Source organism: Streptococcus sp. SGI.013 (genome assembly GCF_050315295.1).
GTDB classification, from domain to species: domain Bacteria; phylum Bacillota; class Bacilli; order Lactobacillales; family Streptococcaceae; genus Streptococcus; species Streptococcus porcorum.
In genome coordinates, this window is sequence record NZ_JBNPOS010000017.1 from 22,227 (window position 1) to 33,913 (window position 11,687).

At 33.4% G+C, this 11,687-nt stretch carries 9 protein-coding genes; all 9 read right to left on the bottom strand.

Translation table 11 applies throughout. The annotated features are described in order from the left end of the window. Positions 1–130: 130 nt before the first annotated feature. Positions 131–739: a GDSL-type esterase/lipase family protein gene (locus tag ACQRDX_RS05835; RefSeq protein WP_427895315.1), complete on the bottom strand. Its 609-nt coding sequence runs from the start codon at positions 737–739 to the stop codon at positions 131–133. Positions 740–753: 14 nt separating this feature from the next. Beyond that, positions 754–2,073 carry an FAD-containing oxidoreductase gene (locus ACQRDX_RS05840; protein WP_427895317.1) on the bottom strand — a complete coding sequence of 440 codons (1,320 nt, stop codon included), beginning with the start codon at positions 2,071–2,073 and terminating at the stop codon, positions 754–756. A 117-nt stretch (positions 2,074–2,190) separates the two neighbouring features. After that, positions 2,191–3,630: a glycoside hydrolase family 1 protein gene (locus ACQRDX_RS05845; RefSeq protein WP_427895319.1), complete on the bottom strand. Its 1,440-nt coding sequence runs from the start codon at positions 3,628–3,630 to the stop codon at positions 2,191–2,193. 1 nt (position 3,631) lies between these two features. Next, positions 3,632–4,459, bottom strand: a complete 828-nt coding sequence (locus tag ACQRDX_RS05850; protein ID WP_427895321.1) for a Cof-type HAD-IIB family hydrolase — start codon at positions 4,457–4,459, stop codon at positions 3,632–3,634. 650 nt (positions 4,460–5,109) lie between these two features. Continuing rightward, positions 5,110–6,309, bottom strand: coding sequence for an MFS transporter (locus ACQRDX_RS05855; RefSeq protein WP_427895323.1), 1,200 nt, complete (start codon positions 6,307–6,309; stop codon positions 5,110–5,112). A gap of 150 nt (positions 6,310–6,459) precedes the next feature. After that, positions 6,460–6,870, bottom strand: coding sequence for an HIT family protein (locus tag ACQRDX_RS05860; RefSeq protein ID WP_427895325.1), 411 nt, complete (start codon positions 6,868–6,870; stop codon positions 6,460–6,462). A 14-nt stretch (positions 6,871–6,884) separates the two neighbouring features. Beyond that, the gene (locus ACQRDX_RS05865) at positions 6,885–7,784 is read right to left on the bottom strand and encodes an alcohol dehydrogenase catalytic domain-containing protein (protein WP_427895327.1); all 900 of its coding nucleotides are present in this window, start codon (positions 7,782–7,784) and stop codon (positions 6,885–6,887) included. Beyond that, positions 7,781–10,873 carry an AMP-binding protein gene (locus ACQRDX_RS05870; protein WP_427895329.1) on the bottom strand — a complete coding sequence of 1,031 codons (3,093 nt, stop codon included), beginning with the start codon at positions 10,871–10,873 and terminating at the stop codon, positions 7,781–7,783. Before ACQRDX_RS05870 ends, ACQRDX_RS05865 begins: the two co-directional genes overlap by 4 nt. Before the next feature lie 22 nt (positions 10,874–10,895). Beyond that, positions 10,896–11,687 (bottom strand): hypothetical protein (locus tag ACQRDX_RS05875; RefSeq protein WP_427895331.1); only part of this gene is annotated, 792 nt, incomplete at its 5' end.

The following is an 11,687-nucleotide window of genomic DNA, read 5'->3' on the forward strand; positions in this document are numbered from 1 at the left end:
ATACTCCTTTGAAAATAATGAAATAATAGATATATTATACAAAATTTTCAGATAATTTTCAATGGTATTTCAGTTATTTTTCAGAAAGATACAAAAACAAAAGGCTAGATAGCACATCCAGCCTTTTATACTAAAGAAATGTTTCGATAACCTCTGCCACTTGATCATAACCTAAAGGGCTAAGATGTAAACCATCTGTGGTGTAGCTTTTCTCAAGCTGACCTGTTAAATCAATGAGCTTATCATGAACATCTAAGTAGGTCACTCCTCTAGTTCCCTGTAACAACTGATTTAGTTGTTCAATACGGTCATTTGTTCGAGAGCCCACCGTTTCAAAAAACTCTCTACTGTCATGTGTAGGATAAACAGACTGGAGATAGAGCTGTGCTTTGGGAAAGGTTTCTGACAGTCTGTGACAAAGCTCATCAATACGGCAATAGATACTCAAAGGATCCTCTCCTTGTCCAAGGTCATTGGTTCCAATCAAAAGGAAAATCTTTTCAGGCTGAATGCCTTTGGTTATCTCATCAAAGTGGTCTAACAAAAAGCTAGTATCAATCCCGCTAATGCCTCGATTGACAGGTGTCAGCTGAGTTCTTAGTTGTTCCGTCTTAAACAGATCCATGATTGAATCACCCAAAAACAGCAAACAAGGCTCAGTTTTAGCTGGCTCACTAGCAAATTGGGTCAGTTTTTCTCCCTGGTATTTTTCTAGCATTTTTAAAAAAGCAGAGCTCATAGCATGATGTCTCCTTAAACATTAAATAAATCGTTGAAATTTTCTACCATGGTAGGATGAGTGAAGATTTGTTTTTGGAAGTAAGTGTAAGGAATTTTATTATCCATCGCCATAGTAATGAGGTTAATCAATTCTCCTGCCTCTGCACCATATAAGGTTGCTCCTAAGATTTCTTCTGTCTCTGGATTAACCACGACTTTAAAGAAGCCACGTAAATCACCGTTAACATGCGCACGGGGCATATTAGCCACCAGCAAAGTATTAGCTTTGTAGCTCAATCCTTCTGCTTTAGCAGTTTCCTCATCTAGACCAACACGCGCCAATGGAGGATTGACAAAGGTAGTGGTGGGAACATGACGACGATTTTGTAGCGAATAAGATAGGTCTCCCGTTAAATAGCCATAAACAATACGGTAATCATCTAAAGAAACATAGGTAAACTGAGGACCTCCATTAACATCTCCTACTGCAAAGACACCAGGCACACTGGTTTGACAAAACTCATCAACCTCAATAGCCCCGCGATCCGTGAGCTTAATATCAGTCGCTTCAAGATTCAGTTCTTGAGTATTTGGTCGGCGGCCTGTGGCATAAAGCACAGCATCAAAGACAAACTCTCCTTTGTTACTCGTTATCACAACTGTGTCAGCCTTATTTGCCACCTGATAGATAGTTGAAGACAACTCAAAGTGAATCCCTTGCTCTTCCATGTAGGTCTTAGCTAAGTCTGAAACCATCGGCTCCTCTCTTGCAAACAAGCGAGATTGCGGATCAAAAACAGTTACTTGGCTCCCAAGCTCAGCATACAGAGTCGCAAACTCTAAACCGATATTTCCACCACCGATAATCCCCAAGCGCTCTGGTTGTTGCGCTAACTCTTGAATACCTGTCGAATCATAAACGCCTTGACTTTCTGCTAAGCCTGGTATGGGAAGGCGGTTTGAAACTGCGCCAGTATTGATAATAATAGTTTCTGCTGTAATCTGTTCTTGGTCTTGGTCGGACAGGAGCTCAATAACTTTATTTTGGACGAATCTTGCTTTTGCCGTATAGACATGAACCGTATCTTTTTGATCCAACATAGCAAAATTCTTAGCACGCAGACGACTGGTCACTGCGTCTTTCTCTGCCATGACACTGGAAAAATCTAGCCCCTTTTCTGCTGCGTGCAGTAGAGTCTTGGTTGGGATGCAGCCGATATTGATACAAGTACCTCCATACATCTGAGGACTCTGCTCCACCATAGCAACTGTTTTACCTTGTATAGCCATCTTGGCCGCTAAGGTTTTTCCTGCCTTACCAAAACCAATGACAATCATATCGTAAGTTTTCATGTTTTTCTCCTTTGATTCTGATATGTTTAGTGTACCACCTCTTTAAAAAAATGTCAGAAAACAGCTACGCCACGATAAAAAAATCCCACCAAATTGGTGAGATTAACATTTCATAAACTAGCTGTATAAACTTGCACCATTACTTTCAATGACTTCTTTATACCAAGCAAATGATTTCTTCTTATAACGCGCAAGGGTTCCTGTCCCATCATCATGTCTATCAACATAGATAAAGCCATACCGCTTACTGAGTTCCGCCGTGCTTGCTGAGACGAGATCAATCGGTCCCCAAGTTGTGTAACCCCACAATTCGACACCATCTTCGATAGCTTCTGCTACTTGTTTGAGGTGTTTTTCAAGATAATCAATGCGGTAGTCATCCTCAACCGTTGGTCCATTAGGGCCATCCACTAAAACATCTTTAGCACCCAAACCATTTTCCACAATAAAGAGTGGCAATTGATAACGGTCATAAAAGTCATTGAGTACCAAACGCAAACCTACAGGATCAATCTGCCATCCCCATTCAGAACTATCAAGATAAGGGTTTGAAACACCTCCTAAAATATTACCTCTACCTGTTTCATAATCTTCTGGGTTATGCGCTACCGCCACACTCATGTAATAACTAAAGGAAATAAAATCAACTGTGTGTTCTGCTAGTAAAGCCTCATCCCCTGGAGCAAACTGGATTTCAATCTGATTTTCCTTGAAGTAACGCTTAATATAATTTGGATATTTCCCTCTAGCATGAATATCGCTAAAGAGATAGTTTTGATTATTGAAGTCACGAACAGCCAATTGATCCAACGGATTCGCTGTCATGGCATAGGCTGGCATAGCAATCACCATACAACCAATCTTAAAGTTAGGGTTAATCTCATGTCCAATTTTTGTTGCTAAGCTCGATGCCACCAACTCATGATGCACCGCTTGATAGAGGTCTTGTTTGGATAAGTCCTCCATCGGTGTCGCAATACCACCCGACATAAATGGCGCGTGTAAGACGGAGTTTACCTCGTTAAAGGTCAACCAGTAGGTTACCTTATCTTTATAACGCTCAAAGACTGTTGTCACATATCTCGCGTAAAAATCAATTAAGTCACGACTAGCCCAACCATTATACTTTCTCGCTAAATGCAGAGGGGTTTCATAGTGTGATAGGGTGACTAAAGGTTCAATACCGTATTTAGCCAACTCATCAAACACCTTATCATAAAAAGCTAAACCAGCTTCATTTGGTTCTGTCTCATCTCCGTTTGGAAAGATACGTGACCAAGCGATAGACAAACGGAAAACCTTAAATCCCATCTCTGCAAATAAGGCAATGTCTTCTTTATAGCGATGGTAAAAATCGATCCCCTCTAATTTTAAATTATCAGGTGTTGGAACTTCTGTAATCAGCGGATTAAGATCGCCGACTTTAGCAGGCACACCTCCTTTTGGTGTCACATCCTGTACCGATAAGCCCTTACCATCAAGATTATAGGCACCTTCAAATTGATTGGCAGCTGTTGCGCCACCCCATAAAAAATCTTTTGGAAATTGATTTGCCATATTATTCTCCTTTATCTTTCAAAAATTCTTCAATCACCTGAAGTACCCCATCTTCAATATGATGAGGAGCACGGTGCAATGCAACTTTTTTTACACTTTCAGGAGCATTAGCCATGGCATACGAATGCGGTGTCATCGCTAATAACTCTCGATCATTTTCTCCGTCACCAAAAGCCATCACTTGATGAGGGCTTAGTTGCCACTGCTTCAGTAAAAGTTCTAAGCCACTTGCTTTATTGACCTCTCTAGGTAAAATATCAATCGCCCCATAACCACTCGTTACTGCTCTAAGATTGCCCTTAAAGTTTTTATTAAACCTTTCAATGACTTGATTGGTGTCTTTTTCAACCAACATATTGATTTTTGTCAAACGATTAAAGTCAACCCTTTCAAAGTTTGGCACAAACTCTAAATGAGCTAAAAAAGCGTTCCACTGTTCTTCTTCAATCATCTCATGTTCTTTTGAAAAAATAACACTGTCCAATACATAGGAGCGATGAGCAGTTGAAAGCACCACACGGTAATCAACTAAGCTTTCTTTAAAATAGTCAATAAATGCCAACGCATCATCTTGAGTAATTTGACTCTGCCGTAAAATTTTAGAGCTTGTTTGGACGTATCCTCCATTTTCAGCAACATAAGACAAACGAGGACTGAGCTCCTGAAATATAAGGTTGACACGCTCTATTTTATTTCCTGTCGCCACAACAAAATGAATCCCCTTTTGCTCTAACTGAGTCAGGATACGCTCAAATCGATCTTTATCATATTGACCATATTGATCCAACAAAGTGCCATCCAAATCACTCGCAATCACTTTTATCTCCATAAGACCTCCTCTCTCACCACTGATAACTATAGTATATAATGATTTTAAATCGCTTTCTTACTTTATTCTATGTTATAATAATACTATCCTATGAAACCTATTTAAAAGAGTCCACCTTATCAGAAGAAAAGTCAGAAGCAGATTCTGACTTGAAAAGAAGTATGGAAGATAGTCTTTTGAATTTAAAAGAAAAAACCAATAGTCAAATGAGAGGGTTTAATAATATCCTGTGTTCAGATTCCTTACATCAACCTAGAAGATCTCAACAGCTATTCCTGCTATACACCAGCTGATGATGTACAGTAACAAAGCTTAAAGGGATGAGTTTATTCGACTTAGCCATGCTCTACCTCACTAATCTGCCAGTGTTCGTACACGAGCTATTAATCCTGAGCAATGTTATCTACCAAGCCAATTGAAGTACTTTGGAAGTTATATGACCAATCAAAGTCATTATACAAACAAGTCTTTTTAGTCTTCAATAAAACTAGCTCTTACTCTGTCAGAAAATACTGTATCAAGACTTTCTAGCAACGGTACGGTATTTCTCAGAATTTCGTCAAAAAGCACTTCGTCAATAATTTGTACAAGACAGATTATTAACGAAGCGCTTTTAATTTCTCTCGAGACCATATACTTTGTAAAAACTATCAACTCATATGATATCTCTTAAATAGAGTTCCAAAAATTAGTGATAACAAAGTGATAGATACTCCAATAATAAAAAGATTAAAGGTATTGTTTGGATCTAAAAAAATTGAGAAAAATCCAGTCCCAATTGGCATAAAAAGTATCGCTACCGTAAAGATAATTCCAAAGACTCTACCAAGAAACTCATTATCTACATCTCTTTGAACAATAGAGAAAAATTGGATATTAAAAATAGATAGAAATAAGCTAAACAGTGCTGGGGACAATGCTAGAGCGATAACATTGTGGAATATAGAATAGAGCGGAGTAGATAGCATTAACATCATACCTGAACATGCCAATAGGATTATTAAACGTTTACTTGATAATGATTTATTGACAATACCACTTAACATTGCTCCAATAAATCCACCAATCGCCTCTGCTGTTAGAAATGTTCCATAAAGTCCAGCTGAAATTTCTCCAAACATTTGACTACTATAAGGTAACAATAAATTATAGCCTGCTAGGAAAAAATTTACAAGTGCAGAAAGAACAATAATAATAAAGATTGGCTTATGGCTATAAACATACTTGAACCCTATTTTTAAATCATCAAAGACCCCACTTATTGTCATTTTCTCCTTTGTGACTATTTCTTCATTAATAGGCACAATAAAGAAAATCAATAACGCTGCAATTAGAAATGAAAATCCATCTAATAGTAACACACCATGTATCCCAAGTAGCTTATATAAGAAAATTGCCACTATAGGAATGGTTACTTTGATTACAGTACTCGTTGTTTCTAGCAATGAATTAAGTTGGGAGATACTATCCTTTTTTACAATTTCTTTCGTAAATGCTTTATAAGATGGACCAGAAAAAGCACTCATAAAAGCCAAAATAACATTGGTGATGACAATTGCATAAACCAGCCATCGTTCTTGGGATATGAACGAAAGAACTATACAAGCGACTCCGCATAAGATATTTGAGGAAATGATAATTTTTTTCCGCCTAAAACTATCTGCAATTACCCCACCGAACAAATTAAACAGGACACCTATTACGCTTTCTAATGATTGATAGATTGCGACCATAGATAAAGATGTTGGATTAAGACCAGCAAGAAAGGTATTATTAGCAAAATCAAACACGATATCTCCAATAAGTGATATTCCTTTACTACTAACTAAATGTATTATATTTTTTCTCATTTATTTTCACTAGGACTCCTCTAAAAGAATATATTTTTATCCCATATAATATTATGGTCAATGTAGTTTTAATAAACTTTTTAGGCATTTTTTGATTTATAATATGTAAGTTCGTAGAATCTATACTACATGTCTATTTTTTAAAACCTATCAAAATGTAATTTTTAGCTTCTGAAAAATCTCCTCAGAGGTTTCATGCTTCTTATTAGATAAAACTGGCCATGCATTAATACCATCATCAACATTTCTTGGAATAAGATGATAGTGAATATGTTCAATAGATTGCCCCGCACTTTTTCCACTAGCCATTAAAATATTGACTCCAGTATAACCACAATTTTTTATTAAATGATCATTTATCATAAGTAATGTTTTTTGAAGTTCAATATATTTTTCAACACTAACATCATTTAAATTAACAAAGTGATCCTTTGTAATAACTAATATATGTGCACTCACATCTGGTTCATTTGGCAAAAAAGCCATTGTTGTATCATTTTCAAAAATTATTCTTCCAGATTTTTTTCGTAAGACAATATCACAAAAAACACAGCTATCCATAAAATTTTTCCTCTCTAAGTTAGATCAACTACCAATTTGTCAACACCTTCAGTATTAGATTTTTTCAGTAATTGCTCATACGTTTTAAACTTAGTATACTCAATATTAATAACATCTAAAACCTCATCATTGGTTTCGTCTAAAATTTCTTTTGCTTTTTTAAAATCAGCAGGAATAAAAGACCTTACACCTTGAATCTTTACTTCGTTTTCAAAAAGCGATCGTAATTCTATAGACGCAAGATAACCTTTAGGAAATACCCCAAAACATACTATATTCCCTTTTTTCTGTGTGCAAAAAATAGCTTGCTCAAAGGAATTAGCTTGCTCATATCCTACCATTTCAAAAGTGTATTGAAATTTTGTTGTAATTAATTGCTTATCATCATATACTTTATTCACTTTAAGTTTCTTTTTACTATCCTTTATGCAACCATGCCTAGTGACCACACTTGGAATAATTTTTTTTCTATTCAAAATCCAAATCAATAATTTAGCTAATGTCCCACTGCCAATTACTAGTGTACTAGCACCTTCAGTTATATTAATTAGCCCTAAACCATGTATAATTACTGCTAATGGATCTAATAAAATATACTTGATGCTATTATCCTTCAAATATAATACATTATCTAACGGAATTTGTAGACTCCCTTTTAGTCCACCATCTACATTATTTCCGAGAGCCTTAATATTAGAACATAGATTAAATTCTCCACTAGAACAATAAAAACATTTTCCACAATGTATATTAGGATTTACTGCAACATATTTTTTCCGAAAATTATCTATCCCTAAAAGTTCATGACCTAAAAACTGAACCCCCATATTATTCTGCACTATCTTCTGTTTATCCGAACCACAAATTCCAACTTTTTCAACTGAAATTGAAACTAAATCTGATTTATTTCTCATAAATTACTCACCTGAAATATATAAATATCGTCTCCACTTGAGAATGCTGTAAAACGCGTTTGATTTTTTAAATTCTTCAATTGGTCCTTTAGCTGTTCAATCTCATTAATCTTTTTATTTACATTTTTTTCAGAAACCTCACCTATATAATTTATGTTTATTGGAGAAACTTCAACAATTTCTTTAAGCTTTTGTTGCTCGTTATTAAATAATGGAAAATTATTATAAATTGCATAACCGAGACTTATACCATTTTGATAGTGAAAATTACGAATATGATTATAGAAATCATTTATAAATTCTACAGTATTTGTATTTTTATGTCTATAAAAAGTAACAGTTTCATGACAATCATTTACTAATAGTTCAAAGTCATCTTCTCCGATGGTTCTAAAATCAAAAAGCATTTGAAATGTTATTTCAATCAACTCATACTTTTGCAGATATTCATCAGTCACTTCATCAGCTACCGCTAAAAATTTTTGCCATTTATCCATTTCTCCAACATTTTTTACTATTTTAAACCCTTTTTCCCAAATAGAAGATTTGGGTGGATTATTTGGTAAATATTTATTTATACTTTTTAATTTTTTTATATAGCTATTTTCTAAAAGTTGAATAGCGTTTGAATTTTTACTTAACTTTTCCAAATAAAGCTTCGTTCCTAGTGATGATGCGTCCTTTTTTTGAAAATAGTTACTTACATATTTTGATAAAATTGTTACACTTGCACCATCGGCAATACTATGATGTAATATGATATTTAATTTAATTTTATTGAATGAAACTCTATATGCCAATATTCGATACAAAGGGGATCCAAATAAATTCTCCATAATTAATTTTTTTGCATCTATTTTGTCTTCTTCAATTAAATTCTCTCTCTGAACTTGATTTAATGTAGTTAGGTCTTTAACATTTATTGATATATCTGAATTTTTATGCACATTACTATACAAAATATTATCAGAATTTCTATTTATCGTCGTTCTAAAAACTTCAACTTTATTAACTAAATATTTGATTAAATTTTTAGTTGTGTCTGCACAAATATTATCTGAATATTCAAAATCGGCCTCAATAAAACTATTTAATTTAATATCAAAGTATACTTTTTGAAAAATTGTTGATTCATATGAGTTTTGAGTATCCTTATCATATAAGTTTACGATACTAAAAGAATTATTCTCTCTATTAAATATAGAGATTTCGTTTTCTTCAAAAACTGCACTCTGGATATGTGAAAATTTTTCACTCTGAGTATCAATTGATTTCAATGTAGACAACTCGCCCTCGGAAATTTTTAATTTATAGTGATCATTTTTTTCTCTAACCAATTTAAATACAAGTCGTTTATCTTCCAATATGCTTTCTATACTTTGGTTTTTATCGATAACAATCCCATTATTATGTCCTAAATCATTTTGTATATCATATACAGTAGGATGTAGATATATATAACCAGGAGGGAGACTTATTGAAAATTCTGATTCTAAGTATATTTCTAATTCAACAACCGAAAGAGAGTCTACTCCCGAATCAAACAAATTGTCATAAAAACCTAAGTTTGATATTCCTGTAAGGTACCGAATATCATCCAATAATTTGTTTTTACCTTCATCTTTGATGGTATTTTGTTCTGAATAATCCTCTATCAATTTTTTTCTGTCAATTTTCCCATTTATATTAAGTGGAAATGTTTCTAAAGGTTCCCAAAATGATGGAATCATATAACTCGGTAAAATTTCAAAAAGTGCCTTTTTCGTATAATCAATATTTTTAGTATTCTCTGTTTTTAAATAAAAACAAACTAATTTTTTATTTAATTTCAATACTATACAGTGGTCAGTATTTAGTACAGATGTAACAGCATTCTCTATTTCACCAGGTTCAACCCTGATACTATTTATTTCTAGCTGAAAATCTTTTCTACCAGCAAATATGAGATTTCCCGTGTCTTCGTCTAGTAATACTAAATCACCAGTTCTGTAGTATCTTCTTCCACCTATATTCGGAAAGACTTCACTTGTTTTTTTCTTTAGATTAACATATCCTTTCGCAATTCCATCTCCAGTTAAATATAATTCAAAGTAAGGTGTATCAATCTCTGGAACTAGGAGCGTAGAAATATTAGCGAATGGTTTTCCAATAGGTATTTTTTCATTATCTAAATCATCTATTGAAAGTTTATAATATGTAGCATATACTGTAGCTTCTGTAGGACCATAGCAATTATATACTTTAGATTGCATGACCAAATCTCGTAATTTTTTTGCTAATGAAATTGGAAAATCTTCTCCTGCCACTAGTAGATACTCTAAATTTGAAGTTTTTAAAATATTTATTTCATTATCACCATAAGTATTTAGTATAGATGGAGCTATTGATAAATGAGTTATCTTATGTTCTCTTATAATTAAAGGAAGTTTTTTCACATCTTTTATTTCTTTACTATCAAGTATTAATAAAGATGAATCTCTAGATATCCAACCATATAACTCTGCTATGGATACATCAAACTGGAGTGCTGTATTTAGTACAAAAACTGAATTTTCACTTGATGTAAAAGTGCTATTAAAATTTTTAATAAAGAATTCCAAATTTGAAAATGATACTTCAACACCTTTTGGATTTCCAGTACTACCCGAGGTATATAAAATATAAGCAATGGAGTCCTCTGCTCTTTTTCTTAGTATTGGACTTGATGTATCACAATACTTAATATCTTTTATGAATAATTTTTTAACTTCAGAACTATATTGTAATAATAAGTATTTTTGGTTTGTAATGACAGCTTTAGCATTCGTATCCTTTATAATGTAAGAGATTCGATTCTTTGGTATACTAAAATCTACAGGTACATAAGTAGCACCTATGAAGCCAATAGCCATTATTGTGGCAACTGTGTCTTTAGAAGGTGTCATTACAAGAACAACTTTATCCCCAGATTGTATTCCATTATTCTCAAGTATTTGTTGGATTTCTCCAACTAACGATAAAAAATTATTCATACTTATTTTCTCTTTAGTTGTTAGTACTGAATAATTTGTTGAATTTTTTCTATTTAATAGTTGCTGAAATATAGACATAATTCCTCTCCAAAATGGTAATTTATTTTTGTAACATTTTGATTCTGTTCGATAATTTCAAATTTTTAATATAATTTAAAGAAGCTCGGTAAGCCTCCATAAAGTCACTAAAAACATTAGCGGTAATCAAAATACCTGCTGAATTTAAAGCAATTATTTTTGTATAATCATTAATAATTCCGTTATCAATAGTCTGAAGTATATATTCCACATTCCTCTTTTCATTAGAAAATGACGCAATACTCATAGGTTCAGTATTATCTGAAATTTGTTCTGAGATATCTATCACCTTAATCTTGTCATCAGAATTCATTATAGATAATTTACTACTATCACCGATAATTAATTCATCAATAAATCCACCATAATAATAAGAGGAAGCAACAGCAATATTTCCAGAAACTCCATATTTCCTAAATAATTCTAAAGATTTTAAATGTTTATTTGAACTTAATCCATAGTAAATGTGTTGGCATTTGATAGGGGACATTAATCCAGGTAATACGTAACTAAGAGGAGAAATCGTTAATTGCCTTCCTCCGTATATACTATCGAATGTAGGAATGTTTTGTTCAATTGATATAAAGCAAATATCCTGTTGGCTTAATTCATTATATATATCATTAAGACTGTTATAAGCGGAGATTTTCAAAATATCTAATAACTCTCCAGAACCTAACTTTGATGTTACTCCTTTTGACACAGGTTTCACCACTTTAGCACCTAAGCCAGAAGCTAAAATAGCTGCTATTGTGGTTATATTAAAAGTTTTATGATATTTTTTCCCTGAGCCAGCTACACAAATTATATTTTC